We start from the raw sequence: 25,195 nt of genomic DNA, 5'->3' as shown, positions 1-25,195 counted from the left end.
TTCAGTCCCTGGTTGCCAGCCACAGCGGGTTTTGCAGATCCTCAAGGTAATTCGGCAACATGCGGCTGCCGCCATCCTGGTCAGGCCAGGTCAGTTTTACCGGGTTCAGCACCACGCGGATGATTTGTGGCTTGAAGAGTGAGAAAAGCGCAAAGCGCGCTGACATTTGTGGATGTTCCTGCATGTAATCACTCAACACTGCTGCCAGCAGTTGATAAAAACGCCTCTCCGGTACGCCAAGGCGAGCCATCAGCGGCGAAACAAAGCGCAGAACCGTCACGAAGTGGCCGGTCTGCAAATCATGAATTAAGTAGTCGGCACTCAGGCGAGCGGTGACGTCACGTACCTCCTGAGGCAGAGAGTTCATCTCCGGGAACTCATCTTTCACCAGCCGCATATCGCCCTGGAAATCTTTCAACAGAACGCGCTGTGGTACGCCATCTTTCATCGCGAGCGTTATATTTTGTCCGTGGGCGATAAGCGCGACGCCGTAGCGGCAAAGCAGGTGATACAGCGGAACCACAACCACCCGAAACAACTGCGTAAGCCAGGTTTCAGCGTCCAACCCGGAGCGGCTGATATATGCGCCTATCAGCGGCTGGTTGTTTTCGTCGCACTCCATCAGTGTCGCTATCAGAATCGGACTTTCGTCCGGCTTCAGCCAGCGACACGGATTCTCACGCCAGATAACGCCGAGCATCTCCTGGTAGCGGTAGGGGGCCTGGGCAAGTGCGGCATAGCCTTCATGGCACACATAGCCCGCCGCTGGTTCACCGAGGATTACTGCGCCGCTTTGCATCAGCGTGGCGTCGGTCGAAAAAACCTGTTGCAGCCAGCGTGAGGCCAGCGGCCCGGCGGAAATGTATTTGCCTGGAATCCCCCGGTAGCAGGAGGTGTTGTAGATGGTCAGCGGCAGCTTGATATCCAGCCCCCCCTGGCGACTGGCGTTGGTCAGGGTGCGCAGCGACTGCTGCGCAAGCCACAAGTCGCCAAACTCGCCGAGGGAAACCATTCTGCCCCTGGCAAGATCGGCGATGAAATCGAGGGCGATTTTTTGCTGCCACTGCCACGGATGTACCGGCAGCGGAAGCCAGTTATGGTCCAGCCCGTTTTCCTGCCAGATCTGATTGAAGCGGGCAAACTCCTGCGGATCCATCGCGGCCGTCAATAATTGCTGAATATCCAGCTCGCGGTCGCAGCGCCAAACCATATGCTCACGTTTTACCGCCAGCCAGTGCAGTCTAAAGGGGGTGGCATACTCTGGCGCATATCGCTCCAGCGCCTCTTTACCCCAGCCGCGGCGGCCTTTATTAAAAACGAATTTAGGATGGCCGCTTAGCAGACATTGCAGGCGGTCGGCATCAAGATCAATCAGGTCACTGGCGCTCAGCCCGCGACGCGCCTTCAGCAACTGTAGGTCACCCAGCAGCGTGGCATACAAATCCTGCATATGCTCAGCAATGGCGGCATCGCTCATCGACAGCACCGGCTTTAGCTGCATCAGTAGCGTTTGCGCCAGAACCGGCTCATCCGCGCAGCGCAGGGTTTGGGCATCAATCCACAGCCAGCCCCAGATGCCGCGTTCAGCGCTGAAGTGCCATTCCGCACCCGGCAGGTTAATGTAGTAGCGGCCGTCACCCTGAGAGTCAGCGTGGAAAACCTGCTCATATTCGAGCTCGGCCAGCATTTTTGCCACCAACTGACGGTTAACAAAATCCCAATCTTTGTGATTCATTACAGGCCGACCTCCGTGAAGAAGTGATGGCGACTCGCCATCACCATGCGCGAGCGCTTGTGCGGGAAGTCGAACTCTTTAATTGTCCGGTATCCCGCAGGTTCAAGGTGGCGAAACAGGCGCTGGTTATCCGCGCGAGGCTCAAGTACGGTGTGCTGCGTGCGTGGTTCATCCAGCAGCAGGTAATGCGTCAGTCCGCGCAGCCAGCTTTGCACGTAGTGGGCTCCGCGCCATTGCTGTTCACCAACCAGCAGATGCAAGCCACGGTCAAAGGGGTGCCACAAATAGTGGCGACCAATGCGATCTTCTGCCGCCCAGTAGATTTCGAAATAGCTAAACGGCTGATCGTTGAAGCAGCCGATCAGTGGGAACGCATGTTTACCGGTGAGCAGACGCTCCAGGTAAGCGATCTGTACCTCCAGTGAGCCGCTTTGCTCCCAGAAATACTCAACGCGCGGATCGTTCATCCAGCGGGTGAACCGTTCTGCATCAAGAGCGGGATCGGCAACGCGGAAACTCAGCGTCTTGCGAACGCGTGGATCGTAACGGCGATAAACCTCTCCCTGCGGACGAGGTGGGCGCTGCGGGAAATAAATCTCACGCTCTGCATCAAAAATCATTTCGCCGGAGGCCCGGTTTGCCGAAGAACTCAGCCATAGCGGTAACTGCCAGAAGGCGGCGCGGTGGATGATGTCGCTTTTGACCTGCCCGAAAAGCGTCAGCGCCTGTGGCTCCTCGCGCCATTCGGCATAGGGGAGAACCACCGCTGAAATTTGCGGTGCGGCGATAAATATCTGATCCAGCGCGTCGCGCAGCCACCCTGTCGGTAGCGGCCCCGGGTAGTGCAGCACCGCGCTATTGTCCTGGCTCCAGCCAAGATCCAGAGGCTTGTCAAGTTTTTCACAGCGCAGTCCATATCCGCTGTGAACGATATTTGTCTTAGACATTTAGCCCTCCTGGGCCAGCAACGGATTGGCGAAATCGAAGTAGATCACTGAGGGATCGAGGATAGTGTTCTCGTTGTAGTCGTTCAGATAACAGAAAAAATTACCTTTTACGTTCCAGTACGGACTTTCCAGCACGTAGTTGAGGCAGGTTTTATGGGTCACCTGTTCACGTATTTCAGCCAGAAAAGTTCGTATGCGCGCCATCAGATTCGCTTCACTGTCCAGCCCGGCTGCGGCCAGCGCGGCGGTCACGGCAAAAGTGGAATTAACCAGCAGGTAATAAGGGAAGTAACGTAGCAACTGCTCATGGGTGAAGATGTTTTCCGCCTGCGCCTCGCCAATGGTGTCAAGCCAGTCTGCCGCGTGAGGCATAAACGCACTGCCCTGGCAGTCACGGTAGATAAGCCCGACCGGCAGATCCCCAAGCATCTGAACCAAAATATTTTGCTGATGCGCCAGTAGCACCAGACCGTAATCCGCTTCAGCCGTAAACAGCGGTTTCAGCACCTGCTGACAGTAAGCATCGACCCATGCGTGGGCGGCCTGCCGTGCAGTGGTGCCGAGGCGATCGCTCAGGCGTTTTACCGCCGCAACCAGTAGCGAATCACCGCCATCCGGTGCGGCCTGAGTCAGAGAGACCAGTACGTTAGTCTGGCTTTGTGGCTGATCCACCAGCAGGTTTTCACGCAGGGCAAACAGGCTTTCCTGCATGATGTTGCCGTGGAGATCGCGCAGCCCAGCCCAGCCATCTTCCTGCATCACCCGGAAGGTTGGGAAGCGGGCTTGTAACGTCTGCCAGTTGTCGGTTTGCGCCAGGCGGGCCAGGCGCATTCCACGCTTCACCTCTTTCACTGACAGGGTACGTATGGAGTTGGTCAGACGCACGCTCAGGGAGAATTTGATCATGTCGCGGCTGGTGGCGCAGTAGAGCGAGCGAGAAGAGGTGGTCGGTAGCCACGGCTCGCCAGCCTCGCCTAAATCTTTAAGCAGCCCTTTAGCGACAAGCTCCTGGCACCACTCCTGCTGCAATAGATACTCCCCCTGCCACGGGTGTAGCGGGAATAGCCATTGATTGTCGCTTAATTCGTTGAGTAACTGCGGCGCATTCTCTACGGCAAAACGCGTCAACCGCTGTTGCAGACTGAGATGCAGGCTTTCACCGGCGATCTGCGTTTTGTCCACCGCAAACCACCGCAGCGGGAAGTGGGGAGCGAAGTCCGGAAGGTAGCGTTCGGCCTCCTGCTGATTAAACGGTTCATGAGACTTAGGTGCCGGGTGGAAGGCATGCCCGACCAGCAGAGCCTGCTCCGCCTCGCCAAAGTCCAACGCTTTTTCACGCAGGGCTACCCAGTCATGGCGAGCGTCAATCGCCTGCTGAGTATGGGCGTGGCTTTCCATCACACGCTGATGGAAGGTTTTGCAACGGGTCGCGGGCAACAAGAATTGGTGCTGGAGCTTATCAATAATAAGCCGGGAGAAGGTGGTGAAATCGACGGGTTGACTACCGGACGCTGTGACCAAACGAGCCGGAAACTCAAAACGGTGATGCTGGGTTGGGGAGAAATAAGCCACTCTGAAATGGAGTGCCTGCTGTTCGCCCAGCGGGATGATCAATTCGGCTGGCTGGTATTCAGTCTGCCGCCAGTCTTTGGTTTCACGAACCAGGGAATTCAGGAAACACTGCGCAGCTACATCCAGGGCCGGCGTTTTAGTTGGCAAAGTCATAATCAAATAGATCCCACGCGTTATGATAATGCGAATTTTGCCGATAATGTTTCTCATTATCAATGGCAATTGTTAGAATCTGTAGAATTAATTTTACAAATAAACACAATTAATATACGGAATTGCAATATCGTGACGTCTGTTGAGATAGCGGAAACGCCGCAAAAGCCATTGTCCTGCTGGCCGCTTGCGTTCAGCGTGGGGCTACTGGGTGTCGGGCAAAACGGCCTGTTGGTCGCGATCCCTGTGCTGGTGATTCAGACAAGCCTGAGCCTGTCGATTTGGGCGGCTTTGCTGATGTTCGGCTCAATGCTGTTCCTGCCATCTTCCCCGTGGTGGGGAAAGCAAATTACCCGTGTGGGCAGTAAGCCGGTGGTGCTGTGGGCTCTGGGAGGATACAGCGCAAGCTTTACGCTGCTCGGACTGGGTTGCGTGCTAATGGCGACCGACGCCGTAACGACAGCGGTGGGACTGGGAATATTAATCATCGCGCGGATCGTTTACGGGCTTACCGTGTCGGCGATGGTGCCAGCCTGTCAGGTCTGGGCATTGCAGAGAGCGGGGAAAGAGAATCGCATGACCGCTCTGGCGACCATTAGCTCCGGCTTGAGCTGCGGCAGACTATTCGGGCCGCTGTGCGCTGCGGCAATGTTGGCAATTCACCCTTTGGCGCCGATAGGGCTGCTAATGGCAGCCCCACTGCTGGCGCTGTTGATGCTGCTGCGTTTGCCGGGCATGCCGCCACAGCCCGCAGCGGAGCGTAAGAGCGCCAGACTGAGGTTGAATTGTCTGCCATATCTGCTTTGTGCGCTGCTGTTAGCCGCGGCGGTGAGCATGATGCAGCTTGGTCTTTCGCCCGCCCTTACTCGCCAGTTCGCCACGGATACTGCCGCCATTAGCCATCAGATTGCGTGGCTGTTGGGTCTGGCCGCAGTTGCTGCGCTTATCGCACAGTTCGGGGTGCTCCGCCCTCAGCGCCTGACGCCGATGGCGCTGCTCTTGAGTGCCGGGGCGCTGATGATTAGTGGTTTGGCGATAATGATTGCCGAACAGCTATGGTTGTTTTACCTCGGCTGTGCGGCGCTATCGTTTGGGGCCGCTCTGGCAACGCCCGCTTATCAGCTTTTACTGAACGATAAGCTGACAGACGGCGCAGGTGCGGGCTGGATCGCTACCAGCCACACGCTTGGCTATGGGCTTTGTGCATTGTTGGTGCCGCTGGTGTCGAAAACTGGCACCGCAGCGGCGCTGATTATGGCGGCCTTGTTTGTCGCTGTGTTATTTACTGTGGTATCTGGCTTTATCTGGCGCAGCCGCTACCGTTCACAGCATTCTGCGATTTAAGCGTAAGGAAAAGTTATGGCTGGAGTTCAGGGCTACCGCCTGTTCAATGTTCAACTGGTGCGTAAGACGGAGCTTTCCCCTTCGCTGCTGAGCCTGGTTTTCAGCGGACAGGAGGTGTCGCAGATGAAGTGCGACTCGCCGGATCAGCGCATTAAGATACTGTTTCCGTCCGAAGACGGTACACCGCCGTCGTTACCTGCGGAAGGGCACTGGTATCAGCTTGTGCGGGGGATGCCAAAAGAGAAGCGCCCGGTTATCCGTACTTATACGCTGCGACATGTCGATCCTGTTTGCCAGGAGGTCACCGTGGAGTTTATCAATCATGGTACAGAAGGCGCGGCTTCGGCATGGGCGATTAATGCCAGACCCGGTGATGCCATTCAGATGGTGGCGCCTGATGCGACGCATGTTGAAGACAGCGGCGGCTATGAATGGACGCCCCCTCATGGACTGCGGAATGCATTAATCATTGCTGATGAGACGGCGCTCCCTGCTGCGCGAGGAATCCTGGAAATGCTGGCGGAACAGACGAACCCGCCACAGGTTCAGGCGTTCTTTGAAGTTCCTGAACAGGGTGACTGTGCGAATTTAAGCGAGTTTAATTTCGCCAAAATTTTTTGGTTGCCGCGTAATTCCTCGGCGGTGAAGCACGGTGAATGTCTGATTCAGGCCGTGAAAACGCATGCGAGAATACCCGAAAGTCGCCATCACGATACGGTGCGAGAAGAAGCCGAAGGGGATATTATCTGGGATAAAGCCACAACCAGCAACACAGAGTTTTATGGATGGGTAGCCGCAGAGTCCACAGTCGTCAAGCGACTGCGCCGCTATTTAATTGGTGAGTGTGGCGTCGAGCACAAAGCGATTAACTTTATGGCATATTGGTCTAAAGGGCGCGCGTGATAAAAGGATTAATTTGGCTATAGGATAGGGCTGTCGGATTCCGAATACAGCAGGCTGGCAATTCGACTCTCCGGTATCTCTTCAGGTATTAGTGTCCGTAAACGCATACCTGGCGCACTCAGGGCTGAGTTCACGGTCTGTCCCTGCTGAAGGCCACCGCAATCACCGTACTGTCCATCGGTGCCGGAACGCGGTGTAAAAAAAAGCTTATCGGTTAAGTGCCCGTCGTATCCTTAAGGTATTTGCGCCGGTGTGGATGCTCAGTCCATTTGATGCTGACGTCAGAGTGGTTTTGATATAAAAGCCGGGAGATTTCATTTGCACAGTCAGCCAGAGAGTCAAAGGCATCCTCGCCTCCCGAGTGCAGGTATAAAGACATCACATTAGTATTGACAGTGTAATGAAGCCATACTCCGCCACAGTACCAGCATATTATCTTTTTATTATCAAGAGAAACGGCCCCCTTTTCCCTCGTTTTTAGCCATCGAATGAACGTATTTTCTACCTGTATTTGTATTGTCTTATCTACAGTCACCGTGGCCTCCAGAAGCACATCGTCATCCTGTCTTCGTCTTCTGTTTTCCCATCCGGGGGGGATTCTGTAATATCCGGGCATGGCAACCTTTGTGATATCAGAGACATTTGCGAGTAAAAAGTCCCGCTCACGGGGAATAAAGCGGGCAGTAGCAACTGAATGTTAAGGAGATTTAACATCACCTCTCCAGTCGCACAGATGTGTTATTAAGGCGCATTTATTCATCGGCTGAAACTGGCAAACTTATTTCCAGCCTGATTGTTATCTGTGCAATGGCACACAATTTACATGACTTTTATTGTAGAAATGAACAGATAAATCCTAAAAAATGAATAACGTAAAATATCACGTCGTGAAATGTGTATAGGAGATGAGTTTTACTGATGCGGTAAAAGGGTAATCCGGTGGTTTACCATGCTGATTTTTAGTGAGTTATAGTGGTTCTGGAAACAGGATATTTATCTCCGTAATCCCGGGCTTCTGTGGAGAGCAAAACAGTCCTGCCAATTCTTTGCCCAGGCATTTTCGCGGATTCATCGACTTAATATTTCGCTACCTGTTAGTGTTTAATAGCACGGGATTTATCATTCATTTTTCCCCGTGAGTCAGGGTTGCCGGGCATCCCGGAATAATGTATCCCGGGATGTAATCTGTGGTACTTTCGGGAAGGCCGAATAGTTTTTATTTACCTTAATGTATTACCGTGCATCACTCTTTATGTGAGCGCAATGGAGGGCAGATAATCGGCGGATTACTGGTGGCAGTCAGTTCATTATTTCAGTCATCAGATAAAGAGGGGCATTACAGGGGGAGATAAACATAGTTATTATTTCTTTGTGGATAATGTTGGCTTAAAAAGATAGCCCGCTCAGAATATTCCATATGCTATGACGTTAGCCAGAGCTGGTAACAGATAAACCAGGATGCTAATGAAGCCGTTCGTGACTTTATGTTTTTTAAGGGATTATAAAACAAAGAGATAAGTAAGTGGCAATAGAATGCCAGATCGATAACGACGATCTATTTTTAATGTTTGATAGTTGTTTCCTGTCAATTAATTAGTGATCAAACGATATAAACACGTTGAATTTTATGTTGCCGTCAATAATACTTTCTGTCAGATAACTCCTGGTTTGTATTTATAAAGGTCTTGTCTGTATTTATTTCATTGATGCTGGTAATCGTACTTAATGCTGTTATTGAGGAGCAGTTGCATGAAAAAGACTTTCATCGCCACAGGTATGTTGTCGTTTATTTTTTCCGCCAGTGTTCTTTCCTATGACGGCACAATTAATTTTGTGGGAAAAATTCTGGACCAGACATGTTCGGTGACAACCGGCAGTAAAAATTTAACCGTGACGCTACCGGCTGTTTCAAAAACACTTCTGGACACTCCGGCTAAAACAGCGGCGTTAACACCATTTGTGATTGAGTTGAATGGATGTGATACCGGATCGTCTTCCGGTGGTCAAAGTGTAAAAGCCTATTTTGAACCCAACGCCACCACTGATTTTACTACCGGGAATCTGAATAATACGGGAACGGCAACTAATGTGCAGGTTCAGTTATTAAACGCCGATGGAAATACTCCGATTACCCTGGGTAAAGATGTCTCCTCTCAGAATACCACAGCAACCCGGATTGACGCTTCAGATGTAAAACTGCGTTATAACGCCAGATATTATGCAACAGGCGCTGCAACAGCCGGGGATGTGGCCGCTACCGTGAATTACACGATTGCATACGAATAATTCTCCCTGAGTGTTTTGCAGCAAATCCGGTTTTTCCTGTCTGAACAGAGGTTACCATGCCCGGACTGATACTCTTGATTATATCAGGACTGCTGTCTTTTTCTGCCTGCGCCAGCGTTGTTATTATGGGGACTCGGGTGGTATATCCGGAGCAGAAAAAAAGTATTAATGTGCAGCTCCAGAATGGTGATAATTCACCGTCACTGGTTCAGGCATGGCTCGATACAGGGGATGCGTCTGGTTCTCCGGGATCTGTCAGGGTTCCTTTTGTCATCACCCCTCCGGTCTCCAGAATAGAACCGGGAACAGGACAGACTTTAAGAATTATGTATACCGGGGAGCCTCTTCCCCGGGACAGAGAGTCGGTATTTTATCTGAATGTACTTGACATTCCTCCCAGGCCTGAATTCGGAGGAAAAAAGGCGGATGTCGGTAATGTAAATTATCTCCAGCTTGCTGTCCGCAGTCGTATTAAACTTTTTTTCCGGCCTGCAACTTTAAATCAATCTGTAGCGGATGCCGCCAGACAGGTTACGTGGTCACGGGTAAACAGAGGAAACCAGATCTTCCTCAGGGCTGATAATCAGACACCTTATTTTGTTACCTATAAAAAAATTGCACTGAAGTCTGACAGAGATATTCAGTCATTAACGCAGCCGGGGATGGTTTCACCTTATTCTGTTAAAGAGTTCACCTTGCCGGGGAAAAACCTTTACGGTGCCAGCGTCATCTGGACTGTCATTAATGATTACGGTGGTTATGAGGAAGGCAAGTCATCAATTAAGTAAAGGATGAACAGTGGAAAACAAATGCCGGTTACAAAGGACAACAACAGGCAGGCCATCGGTATTATTGCTTTTCATTATATTGCCGTGTCTGGTAAACAGGGATGTACTGGCGGCAGCCGATGTCGAATTTAATCCGGTATTTTTACAACATATACCCGGAGAAAACATTATTGATGTGAAGCGTTTCAGTCATGGACAACCTGTTCCGCCGGGTGAATATTACTCCGATATCTGGCTTAATGGAGAATGGAAAGGAAGAGCGGTACTGCGTTTTAATCTTTCATCCGGTATGGACAGAACTCTCCTCTGCCTGACACCCGAGCTGTTATCATTACTGGATTTAAACGAAGAAGCGCTGAGTGACAGGATAATAAAAAATAGCAGAGGTTGTACGGATATTTCTTCTGTCATACCGGTATCCAGAATACGGTTTGAACCATCAGAGTTGCGTCTGAATATCGATATTCCCCAGGCGCTGCTTATCCATCGTCCCCGCGGTTATATCTCTCCGGCACAGTGGCAGACGGGGGTACCTGCCGCGTTTGTTAACTATAACCTGAATAATTACCGTTACCGGGTTGCCGGTACACAGGAAGACAGGACGTATCTGGGGATCAGAGCAGGATTCAATTTTGCCGGATTTGCTTTACGACACAGGGGAAACTGGTCCGGAGGGCGTACCGGGGGGTACCGTAGCACAGAAACCAACCTCCGGCATGATGTTGCAGCCCTGCGTGGTCAGTTGACGGTGGGGGATTTCAGTACGGGAGGAGAATTGATGGAAAATGTCAGCCTCCGGGGAGTGAGACTGGCATCCGATGACCGGATGTTACCGGGCTCCCTGAGAGGCTATGCGCCGGTGGTACATGGTATCGCCAGCAGCAATGCAAAAGTAACCATCAGACAGAACGGGAATATCATTTATGAAACAACCGTTCCGGCTGGACCGTTTACCGTCAATGACCTCTATCCTTCCGGATATGGTGGTGACCTGACGGTCAGCGTGACAGAAGCAAACGGACAGACACGCCTGTTTACTGTTCCGTTTGCTTCAGTGGCGCAACTTGTCCGTCCCGGGTATACCCGATACCAGGTATCAACAGGCCGCTACCGGTATGCAGACAATAATCTGGATGAAATTGTTTTTCAGGGAACTCTGCAGTACGGATTAGTGAATGATGTGACGGTAAACTCCGGGGTGATGGCAACACCACATTATATTGCAGCTCTTGCCGGCGCGGCATTTAACACCCCATTTGGTGCCATTGCATCTGATATCACGTTCTCGGAGACGAAACTGAGCCGTAATGACCGTACGCAAAAAGGGTACAGTTTGCACGCCAGCTACAATGTGAGTATGCCATTAACAAACACCAGCCTGACACTGGCCGCCTATCGGTATATGTCAAAAGACTTTTACAACCTGCGGGATGCCATGTGGGCTAACCGGGTGGATTATTTCAAAAACAGCCAGGCCAGAAATAGCATGTTCTTTCGCCCGAGAAACCAGTTTCAGTTATCAGTAAACCAGGAACTGGGAGCAGGAAGGGGCAACCTTTATCTGACGGGTTCAACATACAGCTACTGGAGCCGTAAAGGGACCCGCAGCGAATATCAGGCAGGGTACAGTAACGTATATCGGCGGCTGAACTACCAGGTGGGTTATTCCCGGTCATTTGACACTGACAATTTGCGTGATGATCGTCGTATTTATGTGAATTTCTCCATTCCTCTGGGGGAAAGTCAGCAGAGTCCGCTCTTATCCACCACGCTGAATGGCAGCAAAGGTGCCGGAAACAGCCTGCAGACCTCGGTCAGCGGGGTTGCCGGAGAGGACAATCAGTTTTCATATGGCCTTTCTGCCAGCGCGATGGAAAAAGGCGGTTCCGGATATTCAGCCAGTACCGGTTACCGTTCGCCTTACGCTTATTTAACCGCGACAGCCGGTAACGACAGTCTTAATCACCGCCAGACCTCGCTTGGCGTTTCCGGTGCCGTCGTGGCTCATCCATTTGGTATCACCCTGAGTAACGATCTGAGTGACACATTCGCTATTATCCATGCGGAAGGCGCCGGTGGTGCAACCATTAATAATTCTCCGGGCAATCGTCTCGATCCATGGGGAAACGGTATCGTCCCTTCTGTCACACCTTATGAAAAAAATGCGGTCAGTATCGATCCCGAAGCGTTGCCGATGAATGTTGAGCTGTCAGCGACAGAACAGGAAATTATTCCGCGGGCAAACAGTGCGACGCTGGTGAATTTCACCACGCAGTCAGGTGAAGCAATGTTGTTTGATATACGAATGTCAGACGGAAGCATCCCTCCTATGGCATCCGAGGCCTTTGATGCTCAGGGTAAATCTGTTGGGTATGTTGTTCAGGGAGGACGACTTTTTGCCCGGGGTCTGAAGGATAAAGGAACCATAAAGGTGATATGGGGACGGTATGCTGCTGATCACTGCATCTTTTCTTATCACTCTGTTGTAAAACGCCAGACGGATAAACCCGTAGTCACCATACTGCCAGTCCGCTGTATGAAACCGCAAAAACAATAACTGTGGTTATTGAAAAGTAATATGCGCTGTATTCCTGGCTCTTAATTAGCCGGGGTCTGTAACGGGTGCTGAGATGAAAAACTCAGGCATGTTATCCACCGACAATGTAACTGAGGATAGGGAGACTGCGATTATGAAGGCGTTGCCGGCTAAAATGCGTTACTTCATTGTACTTCTTTTTCTTTTCCAGTCTGGGCAGAGCGCAGCGGCCCGTTTCTGCAATAACACACCTAAAAATTTTATTCTCAGACCGGATATACGGTTCAGTAATCTTGATGCTCCCGCTGATGCGTCTTCCTATCCGTACCAGGTGGGTAAAAGTGCTTATTACAGTGAAAACGTCTTGTTTGATTACTGCTGGCCATATTATCTCAGAGGGCAGGCTGTAATAACCCGTCCGGTCGTGGGCCAGTATAACGGGCAGGATATTTACGATATTGGTGTGCCTAACATCGGGGTGACTTTTACGATAGCGGACAGTCAGGAAAGCGGGTTTGGCGAAGGAGTGGAGATGAAAGGGAATAATCTGATGGACGTTATACCGCCTAATGGCCGATGGTATCTTGTCCCAAGAATGGGGGCATCGATAAGGATTGGCGTCATTGTGTTGGGCAGGCTTGCACCCGGGTGGATTAATGTCCCCCCTGTTCATGTGGGAAACTTTTCAGTCACATCAAGTAACAGTGGGGTCAACAATCTGGGAGGCACCTCATTTATTATTCTGAACGGTTTTAATTTCTTTGTTAAAACAAAAACATGCAGTCTTTCGCAACGTAACTATACTGTTCAGTTAGCTGCCGCCTATAAAAAACAGTTCCCGTCAGTCGGCTCAGAGGTACCAGGAGGAAAACTCAATTTACAGTTAAAATGCCAGGATAACATAGATGTTTATGCAACACTGACGGATGCCACGGACCCGGCAAACCAGAGCCCGGTACTTTCACTGGATAACGCATCAACAGCACGAGGGATGGGTCTGAAGATATATAAAGACGGACACTCTGAAGCCTTAAGATTCGGCCCAGATTCCTCAGTAAAAGGAAATACAAACCAGTGGCGATTTTCGACATACAGGGGAGATCCTGCCCCTGCGGTCAGTCTTAAAGTTAATTATATTCGCACCGGAGACATTCAGGCAGGCACGGTTCAGGCTATATCAACAATAACATTTTCATATCAATAAAACAGGTTAAGTAAGGCCATGTTAGCCGTTGTCATGAGACTGGTTACGTCAATGCCTTATCGACAACCAGATAAGGAAAAAGGTAGCAATAAATGCCGGGGAAATAAGAAACAATTTCATAGCAGAGAGAGTAATGAAGAAAAATAAACAGGACTGGTTCTTTTAGTTCAGAAAATGTCAGAATAAGGAAACCCAGGTGAAAGTAGCAGAGTCAAACCGGTATAAACTTTCAAACGATGAACTGGGTTATTTAATTCGGCAGTAGATCATCGTTTTGCAGAGCTGACAATGAATAAACTATATGACAGATTTCCGGCAGGGTGCGGTTTGTCAGATAATGGTTGAAGAAACAGATTCCGGACTCTTTTTTATAGTCTTTTGAGTGGAGGCCAGCGGTGTTGTTCGAAAAATATGACCGGGGGGATGCCTATTTTGTGTCAGCCTTGCGGGCTGCGGGGGGACCGGTCAGGGTTATTCCTGCCGCACCACTAAAATTAGCGGAGGTGGATATACCACCTCCTGATATTTATTACTGCTTTTCTCCCCCGAACACGCCACCCCAGCTGTCATCATCTTTAGAGTGGACCGAACCGGCGACGATTTCACCGTCCTTTCCGTAAAAATTGCCATAAATGTACCCGTGCATGTTGGTGTCTGCACGGTTATTCGTCCCCACTAACACGGCCATGAAACTGCCATCTTCGTCCACTTCGTGAGGTTTTCGGGTATCAATTTCCATGCTGAAATGTGGGCGATCTTTATCTAGTATGGCCCCGGTAACCTGACGATCTTCATAACGAAGGCTGATATCGGCTTCTTTTCCTGCGGCCTGCTCCTGATCGTAGTAAAGTTTACCGGTATAGTCAGCCGCGACAGAAGGGAGTTTCTTTTCTTCTCCGTTCATGGCAACGATATAATCCATTCTGCCATATTTTTCTTTGCCTGACAGATTTCGGGTAGTTTCACTCGTATACGTTTCCACGATGCCGTAAAAACCGACAGCCTCACCACTTTTATCCCTCAGGATATTAAGATTTTTTGATACCAGCTCACGGTAGTCAGCCGGATCGCCGGTATTTATTGGTTTGACATCCACGACAACTTCACCGTCTTTCATTCTGAGAGTAAAGGCATCAGGATTGCTTACTACATCATTTCTATGAAGTATTTTGGAGTCCGTATCATTTACTGTACGGGTAAGGATGGTGCCTGAGCTGTACTTAGCCTCTGGAATACGAGTCTCACTGGACGGCGTTGATATTACAGGCTCTTTCTGTAACGTAGTTCCGCTAGTTCCGCTAGTTCCGCTAGTTCCGCTAGTTCCGCTAGTTCCGCTAGTTCCGCTAGTTCCGCTAGTTCCGCTAGTTCCGCTAGTTTCACTAATTGCAGGTATCCCCGTATTGTCGGTGGAATCATTTCCCGTGGAGCCGACGGTTTCAGTTATCTCATCTGAATTATTATTAGATGAACCGGGGGTTCCTGATGTGGTGATACTCACGACGTGAGTGGATTCACTCGTGGTTGTCAGCGCCAGTGATATAAGACGGTAATTCACCATTTGGATTGTCCGCTCCACCCAACATGTTGTTTCCTTAAGGTTCTCACACCAGAAAGGACATCAACATGCTGAGCAGAGAGGACTTTTACATGATAAAGCAAATGCGCCAGCAGGGCGCGTACATTGTCGATATTGCGACTCAGATTGGTTGCTCTGAACGGACGGTCAGACGCTACCTCAAATACCCTGAACCGCCAGCCAGAAAGACCCGCCACAAAATGGTTAAGCTGAAACCGTTTATGGATTACATCGACATGCGCCTGGCAGAGAATGTCTGGAATAGTGAGGTTATCTTCGCGGAGATTAAGGCAATGGGTTATACGGGCGGACGTTCCATGCTGCGTTACTACATCCAGCCCAAACGTAAAATGCGTCCGTCAAAAAGAACAGTTCGCTTCGAAACTCAGCCTGGATACCAGCTCCAGCACGACTGGGGCGAAGTTGAGGTGGAGGTTGCCGGGCAACGGTGCAAAGTTAACTTTGCGGTTAATACGCTGGGGTTCTCCCGCCGCTTCCATGTCTTCGCAGCACCAAAACAGGATGCTGAGCATACCTACGAATCACTGGTTCGCGCCTTCCGCTACTTCGGTGGTTGTGTGAAAACGGTGCTGGTTGATAACCAGAAGGCTGCGGTGCTGAAGAATAACAACGGGAAAGTCGTGTTCAACTCCGGATTCCTGTTGCTGGCCGACCACTATAACTTCCTGCCACGGGCATGCCGTCCACGCAGGGCCAGAACAAAAGGTAAGGTTGAGCGAATGGTGAAATACCTCAAGGAGAACTTCTTCGTCCGGTACCGCAGGTTCGACAGCTTCACTCATGTTAATCAACAACTGGAGCAATGGATAGCCGATGTGGCTGACAAACGGGAACTTCGCCAGTTCAAAGAAACGCCGGAACAGCGCTTCGCGCTGGAGCAGGAACATCTGCAGCCGTTACCGGATACGGACTTCGATACCAGTTACTTCGATATCCGCCATGTGTCCTGGGACAGCTATATCGAGGTTGGTGGTAATCGTTACAGCGTTCCCGAAGCGCTGTGTGGTCAGCCGGTATCGATACGAATATCGCTGGATGACGAGTTGCGGATCTACAGTAATGAGAAACTGGTGGCCTCACATCGCCTCTGTTCGGCATCGTCTGGCTGGCAGACAGTGCCGGAGCATCACGCCCCGCTCTGGCAGCAGGTCAGTCAGGTGGAACATCGACCACTGAGTGCCTATGAGGAGCTGTTGTGATGCATGAGCTGGAAGTCCTGCTGAGTCGCCTGAAAATGGAGCATCTGAGTTATCACGTTGAAAGCCTGCTGGAACAGGCAGCTAAAAAAGAGCTGAACTACCGGGAGTTCCTGTGCATGGCGCTACAGCAGGAATGGAACGGCAGGCATCAGCGCGGTATGGAGTCCAGGCTGAAGCAGGCTCGTCTGCCGTGGGTCAAAACGCTGGAGCAGTTCGACTTTACCTTCCAGCCGGGCATCGACCGTAAGGTTGTCCGGGAACTGGCTGGTCTGGCGTTCGTGGAGCGCAGCGAAAACGTGATCCTGCTGGGACCTCCTGGTGTCGGAAAAACTCATCTGGCCATAGCTCTTGGCGTGAAAGCGGTGGATGCGGGACATCGGGTACTGTTTATGCCACTGGACAGACTGATCGCGACACTGATGAAAGCGAAACAGGAAAACCGTCTGGAGCGTCAGCTGCAGCAACTGAGTTATGCCCGGGTGTTGATCCTGGATGAAATAGGCTATCTGCCGATGAACAGAGAGGAAGCCAGCCTGTTCTTCCGGCTACTGAACCGTCGATATGAAAAAGCGAGCATCATACTGACGTCAAACAAAGGGTTCGCAGACTGGGGAGAAATGTTCGGAGATCACGTGCTGGCAACAGCGATACTGGATCGGTTGCTACATCACTCAACCACGCTGAATATCAAAGGAGAGAGTTACCGGTTAAAAGAGAAACGTAAAGCTGGAGTGCTGACCAAAAACACAACGCCAATCAGTGATGATGAAATGGTGAAAAGCGGACAGCATCAGTAACGAAAGTATCTTAGCGGGCATGAAAATGGCAAATAACGGTCAAACATCGTGGCGTTGACATGGTGGTACTATGTGTTTTGCTGCTGTTTCCCCCTCCGCCACCGCAGGCCGTTAACAGGCTGCACGACAAGATTATGCTGGTGATAATAAAAGTGGTTTTCATTGTATCCTCTCAGAAGTATTTGCTGAAACTCAGGAAAAGACGATTCCTCTCTGTGTCGTAGAAAGGATGATTACTGTCAGTTCTCTGATAATTCCATGTTATTTTTGGTGTTACTCCAAAAAAATAAATATCGCGATGCCATACTGTTACAGACGTACTATATTCATGGTTCATTTGTTTTATTCCCCAGAAGTCTCCGTCCAGGTATTTTTTATAACCATAAGCAGCTTGTAAGAGCGTTGATATACCTCCATCCCATTCGTACATCCACCCGGCCCGGAATGCTGACTTATTGAAAGAGCTATCTTTTTCTTCAGTTCTGAGCATACTGTATCCCAGACCCGCAGAAATATACTGGCGTGAATCAGGGAAATAAATCAGAGTTTCATTAAGCGAGTAGCGATATCCGTTAAGGTAAGTCTTTTTCTTATACTCATTTTTATCCAACTTAGCATCTGAATATAAACGCCAACGTGATGCGAGCTGGAATTCTGTTTCCACCTTGATACCAGTTGTATCAGAGTAAGACTGCAAACCACCATCTGATGTTTGACCTCCGCTATAATAACTTTTTTCGTAAAATGGGATAAACTGGACCATGGTATTTACATTCCGATAACCTGCTCCCACGCCAACACTGCCATCCAGCTCATCATAAGAATGGTTATTCCAGTATGTTTTCCCTGAAGTAGCCAGGCGGGTAATAACAAAAAAATTATCCGGAAGAGAAAACCTTTTTTCCGCCTCTCCCCAGAACATCACCCCTTTACCCGACTGCGGTTTTTCGGGCTTCCATCCTCTGATGGAACGTCCTGACGGTGGAACATTATTAATGTTTTTTTCATTCAGATATGTAAAACCACCACGGAATGACCAGTGATCTGTTTTTTGTACCCTGGCAATAAATCTGTCAATGAGACCAGCCGCCTCTTCTGTCAGATGTTCACTGCGTAACTTTCTCAGTTGCTCTTCAGCCGAAAGAATGTCTTTGTTCAGATATAAGACTGTGGCCAGTTGTAACCTTGCACTGTACCAGTCAGGCCTGGCTGAAATTATTTTTCTGTAATATTGTATTGATTCAGCATAATTTTTCTTGTGATACTCAAGAATAGCGTTAGCCCAGTCGAGAAAAAGAGGGTCGATATTCTGCAGGCATTTATCACAATATTGCAGAGTGTTTTTCACACCTACAGGATCATTATTCACTAAATAGTTAATAAAATCAGTATGTACGATTCCCTGGTTTTTTTGTTTTGCTGGTACGGAGGAGGAAAAAAGAATCAATAAAATAAAGGTCATAGCTGATGGATTCCCCTGCATCAGCCGTATGTATGCAATAATTTTCATGAAAATATATAATTCTGTTTATGTGTTTCTATAATTACTGAATGATTATCGTTATCATATTTAACATGATTACATAATAAAAAACTATTCGAATAATCACCGCTGAATGCTCGGTTTTTTCGAGGTGAGTCATTTTTTGTCCTGCCGAAATAGGTTGTTTTTTATCTCCGTTGGGTCTGCATCTGCATTTGTGCAAGAGTTTATGGGGTATACAGGGGGTTCATGTTGTCTCTCGATATACGTGCTAGTCGCTTAATATGTATCCGTAGATTCAAATTATGTCGCTCAATGTGATGTGTGAATGCCTTGCTTATAAGTGGATTTCTGGCGGAACTTCATGTTCATAACTCCCCCAGTCATCTGTGGTAATAAAGCCAATGTTGATTACCTGCTTTGTTAAGAGTTTTTTAAGGTTCTGATAACGGTGTTTATGCCCACTTTCAGTGGTTCGTACTGTATCGCTGATGCCTGAACCATTGAGAAATAGCTTTTTTCACATCCTGCTTGTGCGCATTGTCGCGGTAATTAGCCTGAAACGAGCGCTGACAAATACGGCAGTGGTGTTGTGGCTCTCCGGTTTTTACGAAGGCATGCTTGTGCACGGGTTCTATTTGCTGAAAATAGCGACAATGGATATTATTTTCGGCTAATGAAAACACCTGGTTTATTTGATTGACTGAAGGCTGGCTCTTATTGTCCGTAGTGACTTCTGGTTTATCTTTGGTGTGTTACGTTCTACGCCAAACATATCATGAAAAGGGCTGCTTATGTTAATTATTAGATATAGTAAAATTATAACGCTTACTGCCGTATCCTTTTATGTAACTCTTGTGGCTTTTGGTAATCTTACTGATTACCAGACTAATTTTGCATTTGTAAAATTAGTAATGTCTATGGAGTCAATTTTACCGTCTTCCACTATCTGTTACAGAGCGGTACTTAACCCTATAGCCTATCATATCGCATATTCTATTATTATAGCATTTGAAGTAATGATCTCTGTGACTGGATGGTATGGCGGATATATTATGTTTTGTTGCCGGAATGCGTCAACAGAACAGTTTACTCACTCAAAAAAATGGGGGATCGTTGCCCTTACACTAGGGGTTATTCTCTGGCTGGCGGGATTTGCTGCCATAGGTGGTGAATGGTTTAGAATGTGGATGTCTACTAAAACTTACCACGGCGTTGAGGCATCATTTCGACTTTTTATGATGATGATTGTTGTGCTTATTTATCTCATTATACCTGAAGGTGATTCGACGCAATCGACAAATTCAAAGTAGGCATTGAAAAATTGAGCGACAGTGATGTTCATCTCATCCTGATATATATTCTTGGTCATACATGGCAGGCATGAATTTTTATTTGTGGTGCAGTGCGTGATTATTAAATTAGATATAGTAACGCACGGCCTGAATATGTTAATGATTTAAACAATAACACTGCTGTATAGTAATGGTTTAGAACGACTGTGTTATTAGTATCACTATAAAAGTCGTGCAGCGCGTCCTCATTGTATAAACAGGCGGGTAAATCATCATAACGGTTAACTGACTCTCAACTATCTGGCGGTAAATTATGATTGGTCGTTATCAATCGGTGAGAAAGAAGGGGAGAAAAAAAGATGAAATATCAAAAAATATTGGCAGGAATGATGGTTGCTACCGTCATGATGATGACGGGATGTTCAACCTATAATCCCGTACAACTCCGTCAGCATCAATTAGAAAGAAACTATACCTACTATCTTCTTGATCCTCCGCTATATGAAGGCGATGTAGTACAATATAAATGTAAAGATGGCAGTCAGGATACGGTGACTATCCAGAAAGTTACGCCACAATCATTAATTACGAGTACCGATCAGGTAATTCCGCTGGCAGACCTGACCTCACTTGAGAAAAAAGATATCTCTAAAGGCAAAACCGCCGCAGTTGTCGGGGCTGGCGTTGGTGTGACAGCGGTAGCTATTGCTGCGATTTTTGCTGCAACACTGTCTGCAGGTTTAGCTGCGATGATAGTCAATAGTTAATAGATAAATAGTGCGCTATAGTGATATGAAAATAGCGCAGCGAACGCAGGCATACTATAAAATTTCTCCCACAAACAGATCAGCATGAGAGAGATGAGCGTTTGCTCCTTACATTTCCACTAAAAACCAACCCCAGCGAATAACATTCGCTGGGGGTTATCTTTGGTTTGTATATAGACTGTGGCTTTGTCTCTTTAGGCAACGAGAATACGCATTGCGTTTTATCTCCTGAAGAGAGCATATTGATATATTATGTATAATGTTCTTTAAATTGCTTCACGTTTGAAATAAGTAATTCAAAACCAGCGAGCGCCTCTTCTTCGGTACTGGTTTGTGGTAAGCGATAAAGCGCCACTAAAGCAGTATTGTCTGCGTCAGCACCGATAGTCACAGAGCTGGTATAGTTCAGGCGTAAAAAATGCTGCAAAGTCAGGATGTCGTCAGGCAATGGCATAAAGGGACAGCACATTTCCAGAGTAAGATCGGATTCATTAAAATAAACCTGTATCTCATCATCAATGATGAGAAGCGGTTCATCTTCTGGCGCATCCAGGCCTAACGCGTCATATAAACGATTTAATAGATTTTCCATATACTACCTCAAGACTCAAGAAGTGATTAATGAAGAAATTCCTTTTACCGATTGCCAGATATTTTCATCCCCAACTCGTTTTTGATAGGAAAGATTGAGCACTTCTGGCGACAAATTTTTCATTACTTTGTTTCCCGCCCCGCCCGTATTTTGTTTCTGAATTTCCAGGTTGCCGCTATTAAGTAATACTTTTTGGAAAATTTCCTGTCCACTGCGATCTGGAAGGCTGCCAGGAGCATTTAAAGTATGGGTCTGATGTAAGCAAATGATCTCTCGCTTGATTTCTGAATCCATCATTCCTGTACGATCTTTGCCGCTTTTACAATTCCAGGCGGGCACTGCGTCGATTTCATTGGCTAACATTGCGAGGCGTTCTGCGAGTTTATAGGGTTCGCCGCCATCTTTATGATGAAGGTTATTTTTCCAGATATCTTTAATCTGGCGTGCTAATATGTTTACGACTTTATAATTATTCGGGTATTGCGCCAGCCAGTCGCCAACCCAGCCGCCCGGTTTGGCCTCAGGGCGTAAATCATTACCTAATAACTGATGTAGCGCCTCGACATTATAGCTATCAGATGTCTTAAGGCCAAAGCCAAGCTTGAGCGCCAACTCATTGACACCCACATTGAACGCGGCGATTTCCGGCTTTATTTTTACCGTCTGTAGTTCGCCATCTTTATTGCGGATTTTTAAGTGAATCATTTTTCCCGGTTGGGTCAACGATTGCCATGCACGCATTTGATCCTCGACCATTGTTCCCTCTTTGCCGAGAACATTCGACGCGGTGAGTAACCCAACAGATACCAATTTCAGATTTACCGCTTCACCCTCTAAGGCCCTGGTAAGCAAATCAGGTTTACTAAAAAGTGCTGCAGTTAATACTTCTTTGGCTTTGTTTTCAGCGCCGGCCTGACGCAGAAGCGGATCTTTCACATCATAGGGTGAAAGAACGCCATGACGTATCCCGCAAAAAAGCGTTTTATCTTTACCGTCCTCATGCGCACTCACCGTGGACATCCACAGATTATTGGCGTGATGAATATTCTTGGTATCCCAACTGCATACGCCCTTTCCCTGGTAAGCGCTGGGAAAGATATCCTGTGTGCCGATTTTCATATCTGCGGCAGGGAGCTGCGTGTTGGTATATTGATGCCCGTTATGTGTTAACGTATTTTTTATGGTTTGCCAGGGTTGACTATTAAGATGCTTGACCTGAGCGTCCCTAAACGTCGCTGCTGCAAGGCGGTAAGCCTCTTTTGCAGGCAGGCCACTCTGCTGTTGCTTTGCAATAAGTTCGATAAGGTTTTTTTTCAACGCTTTTGCGGCGGCTTCTTCTTGTTTCGTTGCTGGCCGGTCCGTTTTAACTTTTGCTAACTCCATTTGATTTGCCATTGACATTAGTACCGGGTCTTGTCTATCCAGAATCGTTGCCGCGACGGTAAGAAGGTCATGCTGTAAATTATAGATGTGATGCAGCGAGTGGTTAGACGCCTTCTGATCCTGTAGATAATTTCCCCATGTTGCGCCAGGCTCTCGCAGGACAATGATTTCCGGGCGAACATCGGGTGCTTTAGCCGGCGCTTTTCCCTGACCAGATAGAATCTGCATTCCGTTGTATAAGGTTTTTTGTAGGCTTTTAAAAGCCTCCTGGGTTCTTAATGAAGCCGAGTGATAGAAGCTCTGTATTTGCATAGCAGTTTTAATATCCCTGAATGGTGTAGTGGGAACATTCGACAGGTTCAACGACCTCTTAAAAGGGTGTGGTTTTTATTCGCCAGAAACTTTAAGAAAACGTCCTTTTTAGTGGAAAAACACTTCTGCTCAGGCTGGGGAACGTCCTGACGCCCATACATAGCGGTGATGATGAGGGGAGAACGGCACATCAGATGTTCATAAAATCTACAAACTTCACAATTTACGGCACAACTTTTATTGAAAACCTGTCTTTTTGATTCAGATCAAATTCACCAATTTGCTCCTGCGTAAAGTAACGGCGTTACATCAAATGTTATACAGGTGTGTGTATGCCAGCCAAGCCCCGGACAAGTAAGACCGTGACGAAAAATATTCGTTTTTCCTATTCCATGCTCGAACAGATAGAATTCGCGTTAAAATCAGAGAAGACGCAAAATTTTTCAGCATGGGTAAAAGAAGCCTGTCGGGAGAAGTTATGTAATACGGGACATAAGCTGTAGCTATCGTCTTATGCGAGAGGGGGGCTATTTTGAAAAGAAAAACGTGCTTATATACCTCCTGGGTTTTTGCCGCTTTTGTCTCTTTACTGATATTCTCCTGGAGTGTAATAAACTATCCTCTCTATGAATCCATAATAATTATTGTCTTTTATATCTGGCTAATTTTGCTGCCGCTTTATCTTATTGTTTATGAGTGGCTAATAGATTACCATTAAATTTATGGTTGCGTACTTGAAAAGTGATATTTCATATCTGTATGGTAAGTCATTGTTGTAATAATATTGTTTGTCAGACGATGGGCGAGCGTCTGCGCACTTTGCATCGTTTTATCTTCAAAATTTTGCAGTAAGCGTTGCGCTTCTTTCAGATGCGACGCATATAATCTCAGATAGGCCTGTTCCATCGTATGCTGTTGCTTAGCCGTTTGCTGTTCAAATGTTTTCCAGGCGCGTTGCACATCTGGCGCAAACGTATCGTAGTCCTGCATAACCAGCGTTTGCAGCGTGCGGAATGTCCAGTAGGTAGAATCGTTACTCGCCCGATCGGTTCCTTTATCATATCCAGGTTGATAATGACGTATTCCCTGATAATAGGGGAGATAGACGCTAAGGGATGGCATTCCATAGGCAATGTATTCTATTTCGCCGATAGCCTGCGGTAATTTCGGTCTGACCTGTAAAATATGCGACTCCTGGGTACGAAAAACGGATATGGGGCGCCATGGTTCTTGAGGATTATGACTGGCATAAGGATCGTGAGACGTTCCCTGATAGTGATTGCGTAACGCGTTTTGTACTACCGCCACGTTGATTTTCGTCATTGGCGTTAAAAAAATGGGAAAGGTTTCCCCTTCGTTAACGGCAGTATTCAGATGCGGATTAAACTGGTGTTGCAGCGTCCAGACGCGAGGATAATTATAGGTGATATCGATTTTGTTATCCTGCGAATAGGCTTGATGGAAGTCGAATCTGCCGTGAGCCGGATCATATAATCCCTCCTTTTTCGCAAAACTTACTAACGTCGGCGACGCCATATAATTCGCTTTATCATCCGGATCGTAATGGCGTAAACGTCCCTGATTTGCGGAAACGAAATATTTATCTGCCGGAAGTCGTACTGCCAGCCATTGATGACCACTCCCCGTCTCCAGATACCATATCTCTTTGCTATCAATAAAAGCGACGCCGAAACCTTCGCCCGCGCCTTTTTGTTCAATAATGTCGCCCAGTAATTTGGTGCCCTGACGCGCCGATTGCGCCACTGGCAGGATCACGGTCTGAATGGCGTCTTCAGTAATTCCTGTTTTTGTCACGTAAGGATCGGCGGCCAGCGCCGCTCTGCCGTTATAAATGGTTTCCGTTGCGCTCATTCCGACGCCCGCCGAATTGAAACCGGCTTCCCCCATGGCGTTATCGTTAGTATCAAAGTCATGAATCGCCGTATAGCGCATCGCTGTCTCCGGAAGAGGCCAGCTAAAGTTGTTCCGGTGTGCTTTATACTCGCCGTGTTGATGAAACGCGATTGGGTGAATAACCATATGCTTGGCGTTGTTCGCCGAGCCATCTTCGTTGCGCGCGATAATGAAGGAACCGTCAGCCGAAGCCTGATTGCCTACCAAAAGGGTAGTACAGGCAATGACTTTACCCATACCCAGCAGCGTAATGGCGAATGCAAGATACATTTTCATAAAGATTCCTACTGAATGACGCGTTATGGGATGAATTGACCCTGGATTGGAAACCGAGAAAGTGATCGCGTCGGCAATACTCTTTACTGACATATCTTATTTTCTTTTTATT

The 25,195-nt window shown here is 48.2% G+C and carries 21 protein-coding genes and 2 pseudogenes; 12 read left to right on the top strand and 11 right to left on the bottom strand.

The window, feature by feature from the left end; all coding sequences use genetic code 11:
* Position 1 precedes the first annotated feature (1 nt).
* Genes iucC through iucA form a run of 3 tightly spaced genes read right to left on the bottom strand, consistent with a single transcriptional unit; the run spans position 2 to position 4,407 of the window.
* Positions 2 to 1,735, bottom strand: coding sequence for an aerobactin synthase IucC (gene iucC, locus ACE15A_RS14195; RefSeq protein ID WP_023247017.1), 1,734 nt, complete (start codon positions 1,733 to 1,735; stop codon positions 2 to 4).
* On the bottom strand, positions 1,735 to 2,682 hold the full coding sequence (gene iucB / locus ACE15A_RS14190; RefSeq protein ID WP_053509652.1) for a N(6)-hydroxylysine O-acetyltransferase: 948 nt from the start codon (positions 2,680 to 2,682) through the stop codon (positions 1,735 to 1,737). Before iucB ends, iucC begins: the two co-directional genes overlap by 1 nt.
* A complete protein-coding gene (iucA, locus tag ACE15A_RS14185) occupies positions 2,683 to 4,407 on the bottom strand; it encodes an aerobactin synthase IucA (RefSeq protein WP_149667725.1) in 1,725 nt (574 codons plus the stop codon).
* A 132-nt stretch (positions 4,408 to 4,539) separates the two neighbouring features.
* Here iucA and ACE15A_RS14180 point away from each other — a divergent pair, with 132 nt between their 5' ends.
* The 7 genes and pseudogenes from ACE15A_RS14180 to ACE15A_RS14150 all read left to right on the top strand — a co-directional run bounded on the left by ACE15A_RS14180 (position 4,540) and on the right by ACE15A_RS14150 (position 13,813).
* Positions 4,540 to 5,751 carry an MFS transporter gene (locus tag ACE15A_RS14180; RefSeq protein ID WP_023247014.1) on the top strand — a complete coding sequence of 404 codons (1,212 nt, stop codon included), beginning with the start codon at positions 4,540 to 4,542 and terminating at the stop codon, positions 5,749 to 5,751.
* A gap of 15 nt (positions 5,752 to 5,766) precedes the next feature.
* The gene (locus ACE15A_RS14175) at positions 5,767 to 6,654 is read left to right on the top strand and encodes a siderophore-interacting protein (RefSeq protein ID WP_023247013.1); all 888 of its coding nucleotides are present in this window, start codon (positions 5,767 to 5,769) and stop codon (positions 6,652 to 6,654) included.
* A 1,749-nt stretch (positions 6,655 to 8,403) separates the two neighbouring features.
* A complete protein-coding gene (locus ACE15A_RS14170) occupies positions 8,404 to 8,940 on the top strand; it encodes a fimbrial protein (protein ID WP_023247011.1) in 537 nt (178 codons plus the stop codon).
* Between the two features lie 56 nt (positions 8,941 to 8,996).
* Positions 8,997 to 9,728 (top strand): fimbria/pilus periplasmic chaperone, encoded by a 732-nt coding sequence (locus ACE15A_RS14165; RefSeq protein WP_053509657.1) that lies wholly within the window; start codon positions 8,997 to 8,999, stop codon positions 9,726 to 9,728.
* A gap of 64 nt (positions 9,729 to 9,792) precedes the next feature.
* Positions 9,793 to 12,285 carry a fimbria/pilus outer membrane usher protein gene (locus tag ACE15A_RS14160; protein ID WP_226998591.1) on the top strand — a complete coding sequence of 831 codons (2,493 nt, stop codon included), beginning with the start codon at positions 9,793 to 9,795 and terminating at the stop codon, positions 12,283 to 12,285.
* Positions 12,286 to 12,358: 73 nt separating this feature from the next.
* Positions 12,359 to 13,468 (top strand): fimbrial protein, encoded by a 1,110-nt coding sequence (locus tag ACE15A_RS14155; RefSeq protein ID WP_226296220.1) that lies wholly within the window; start codon positions 12,359 to 12,361, stop codon positions 13,466 to 13,468.
* A gap of 133 nt (positions 13,469 to 13,601) precedes the next feature.
* Positions 13,602 to 13,813: pseudogene (locus ACE15A_RS14150) on the top strand (Hha/YmoA family nucleoid-associated regulatory protein).
* Between the two features lie 184 nt (positions 13,814 to 13,997).
* On the opposite strand, the gene ACE15A_RS14145 reads toward ACE15A_RS14150, so the two are convergent.
* A complete protein-coding gene (locus ACE15A_RS14145; RefSeq protein ID WP_380910984.1) occupies positions 13,998 to 15,026 on the bottom strand; it encodes a transferrin-binding protein-like solute binding protein in 1,029 nt (342 codons plus the stop codon).
* Positions 15,027 to 15,091: 65 nt separating this feature from the next.
* Here ACE15A_RS14145 and istA point away from each other — a divergent pair, with 65 nt between their 5' ends.
* Positions 15,092 to 16,264: an IS21-like element IS21 family transposase gene (gene istA / locus ACE15A_RS14140; RefSeq protein WP_000952373.1), complete on the top strand. Its 1,173-nt coding sequence runs from the start codon at positions 15,092 to 15,094 to the stop codon at positions 16,262 to 16,264.
* Positions 16,264 to 17,061: an IS21-like element IS21 family helper ATPase IstB gene (gene istB / locus ACE15A_RS14135; protein WP_000544830.1), complete on the top strand. Its 798-nt coding sequence runs from the start codon at positions 16,264 to 16,266 to the stop codon at positions 17,059 to 17,061. Before istA ends, istB begins: the two co-directional genes overlap by 1 nt.
* A 172-nt stretch (positions 17,062 to 17,233) precedes the next feature.
* On the opposite strand, the gene ACE15A_RS14130 is transcribed toward istB, so the two are convergent.
* The 3 genes from ACE15A_RS14130 to ACE15A_RS14120 form a co-directional block, all read right to left on the bottom strand.
* The gene (locus ACE15A_RS14130) at positions 17,234 to 18,571 is read right to left on the bottom strand and encodes a surface lipoprotein assembly modifier (protein ID WP_053510724.1); all 1,338 of its coding nucleotides are present in this window, start codon (positions 18,569 to 18,571) and stop codon (positions 17,234 to 17,236) included.
* 200 nt (positions 18,572 to 18,771) lie between these two features.
* Positions 18,772 to 18,861 carry a hypothetical protein gene (locus ACE15A_RS14125; RefSeq protein WP_380913895.1) on the bottom strand — a complete coding sequence of 30 codons (90 nt, stop codon included), beginning with the start codon at positions 18,859 to 18,861 and terminating at the stop codon, positions 18,772 to 18,774.
* Positions 18,862 to 18,967: 106 nt separating this feature from the next.
* On the bottom strand, positions 18,968 to 19,048 hold the full coding sequence (locus ACE15A_RS14120; protein WP_071790797.1) for an IS1-like element transposase: 81 nt from the start codon (positions 19,046 to 19,048) through the stop codon (positions 18,968 to 18,970).
* Between the two features lie 290 nt (positions 19,049 to 19,338).
* Between ACE15A_RS14120 and ACE15A_RS14115 the strand changes: the two genes are divergently transcribed.
* Together ACE15A_RS14115 and ACE15A_RS14110 are read left to right on the top strand one after the other, a co-directional pair.
* Complete coding sequence (locus ACE15A_RS14115; RefSeq protein ID WP_053510721.1) at positions 19,339 to 19,857, top strand: DUF2165 family protein; 519 nt, start codon at positions 19,339 to 19,341, stop codon at positions 19,855 to 19,857.
* A 341-nt stretch (positions 19,858 to 20,198) separates the two neighbouring features.
* A complete protein-coding gene (locus ACE15A_RS14110; RefSeq protein WP_053510719.1) occupies positions 20,199 to 20,606 on the top strand; it encodes a hypothetical protein in 408 nt (135 codons plus the stop codon).
* Between the two features lie 250 nt (positions 20,607 to 20,856).
* On the opposite strand, the gene ACE15A_RS14105 is transcribed toward ACE15A_RS14110, so the two are convergent.
* Positions 20,857 to 21,198, bottom strand: coding sequence for a type III secretion system chaperone (locus tag ACE15A_RS14105; RefSeq protein WP_053510717.1), 342 nt, complete (start codon positions 21,196 to 21,198; stop codon positions 20,857 to 20,859).
* 15 nt (positions 21,199 to 21,213) lie between these two features.
* Positions 21,214 to 22,893 carry a type III secretion system effector inositol phosphate phosphatase gene (locus tag ACE15A_RS14100; RefSeq protein WP_053510715.1) on the bottom strand — a complete coding sequence of 560 codons (1,680 nt, stop codon included), beginning with the start codon at positions 22,891 to 22,893 and terminating at the stop codon, positions 21,214 to 21,216.
* Positions 22,894 to 23,225: 332 nt separating this feature from the next.
* On the opposite strand from ACE15A_RS14100, the gene ACE15A_RS14095 reads away from it, so the two are divergent.
* Positions 23,226 to 23,396 (top strand): YlcI/YnfO family protein, encoded by a 171-nt coding sequence (locus ACE15A_RS14095; RefSeq protein WP_023248731.1) that lies wholly within the window; start codon positions 23,226 to 23,228, stop codon positions 23,394 to 23,396.
* Here the strand turns inward: ACE15A_RS14095 and ACE15A_RS14090 are convergent.
* Positions 23,397 to 23,505, bottom strand: a pseudogene (locus ACE15A_RS14090) (hypothetical protein).
* A 108-nt stretch (positions 23,506 to 23,613) separates the two neighbouring features.
* Complete coding sequence (locus tag ACE15A_RS14085; protein WP_129382452.1) at positions 23,614 to 25,083, bottom strand: C69 family dipeptidase; 1,470 nt, start codon at positions 25,081 to 25,083, stop codon at positions 23,614 to 23,616.
* Between the last annotated feature and the right edge of the window lie 112 nt (positions 25,084 to 25,195).

The organism is Salmonella sp. HY31 (assembly GCF_042604575.1).
In the GTDB taxonomy this organism is placed as follows: Bacteria; Pseudomonadota; Gammaproteobacteria; order Enterobacterales; family Enterobacteriaceae; genus Salmonella; species Salmonella diarizonae.
The sequence above is the reverse complement of the archived record's forward strand: the minus strand, read 5'-3'. Positions and strand labels throughout refer to the sequence as shown.

Coding starts and splice junctions, on each gene's coding strand:
- ACE15A_RS14105 (WP_053510717.1), bottom strand. CDS start 21,198: ATGGAAAATCTATTAAATCGTTTATATGACGCGTTAGGCCTGGATGCG.
- ACE15A_RS14095 (WP_023248731.1), top strand. CDS start 23,226: ATGCCAGCCAAGCCCCGGACAAGTAAGACCGTGACGAAAAATATTCGT.
- istB (WP_000544830.1), top strand. CDS start 16,264: ATGCATGAGCTGGAAGTCCTGCTGAGTCGCCTGAAAATGGAGCATCTG.
- iucC (WP_023247017.1), bottom strand. CDS start 1,735: ATGAATCACAAAGATTGGGATTTTGTTAACCGTCAGTTGGTGGCAAAA.
- istA (WP_000952373.1), top strand. CDS start 15,092: ATGCTGAGCAGAGAGGACTTTTACATGATAAAGCAAATGCGCCAGCAG.
- iucA (WP_149667725.1), bottom strand. CDS start 4,407: ATGACTTTGCCAACTAAAACGCCGGCCCTGGATGTAGCTGCGCAGTGT.
- ACE15A_RS14115 (WP_053510721.1), top strand. CDS start 19,339: ATGTTAATTATTAGATATAGTAAAATTATAACGCTTACTGCCGTATCC.
- ACE15A_RS14155 (WP_226296220.1), top strand. CDS start 12,359: ATGAAAAACTCAGGCATGTTATCCACCGACAATGTAACTGAGGATAGG.
- ACE15A_RS14100 (WP_053510715.1), bottom strand. CDS start 22,893: ATGCAAATACAGAGCTTCTATCACTCGGCTTCATTAAGAACCCAGGAG.
- ACE15A_RS14085 (WP_129382452.1), bottom strand. CDS start 25,083: ATGAAAATGTATCTTGCATTCGCCATTACGCTGCTGGGTATGGGTAAA.
- ACE15A_RS14120 (WP_071790797.1), bottom strand. CDS start 19,048: ATGGTTCAGGCATCAGCGATACAGTACGAACCACTGAAAGTGGGCATA.
- ACE15A_RS14130 (WP_053510724.1), bottom strand. CDS start 18,571: ATGAAAATTATTGCATACATACGGCTGATGCAGGGGAATCCATCAGCT.
- ACE15A_RS14165 (WP_053509657.1), top strand. CDS start 8,997: ATGCCCGGACTGATACTCTTGATTATATCAGGACTGCTGTCTTTTTCT.
- ACE15A_RS14145 (WP_380910984.1), bottom strand. CDS start 15,026: ATGGTGAATTACCGTCTTATATCACTGGCGCTGACAACCACGAGTGAA.
- ACE15A_RS14175 (WP_023247013.1), top strand. CDS start 5,767: ATGGCTGGAGTTCAGGGCTACCGCCTGTTCAATGTTCAACTGGTGCGT.
- ACE15A_RS14170 (WP_023247011.1), top strand. CDS start 8,404: ATGAAAAAGACTTTCATCGCCACAGGTATGTTGTCGTTTATTTTTTCC.
- ACE15A_RS14110 (WP_053510719.1), top strand. CDS start 20,199: ATGAAATATCAAAAAATATTGGCAGGAATGATGGTTGCTACCGTCATG.
- iucB (WP_053509652.1), bottom strand. CDS start 2,682: ATGTCTAAGACAAATATCGTTCACAGCGGATATGGACTGCGCTGTGAA.